Consider the following 254-nt stretch of genomic DNA (forward strand, 5'->3'; position numbering starts at 1 on the left):
GGTGCAGGAGTATGACGGCGGCGAAAAGGACGACAAGGGCAACCCGAAGAAGTCCAGCAAGCTCTGGTCGGACAATGCCATCGAGAAGGTCGATGACTACACGGTCCGCCTGAACTGCTACGCACCGCAAATCGCTGTTCCGGAACATCTCTATCATTATCCGATGTTCATCCTGGATCCGGCCGACAACGGCTCCTTCGGCGCCGACGCCAACGGCACGGGCCCGTTCGAAATGACGGAATACACTGTTGGGA

General features: G+C 57.9%; 1 protein-coding gene. It reads left to right on the forward strand.

Features of this window, described 5'->3' with window-relative positions; genetic code table 11:
• A partial coding sequence (locus ACPYOG_RS20025) for an ABC transporter substrate-binding protein (RefSeq protein WP_481295853.1) occupies positions 1-254 on the forward strand: 254 nt, incomplete at both ends.

The sequence above is a fragment of the Leifsonia sp. HAY1-4F genome, assembly GCF_056755275.1.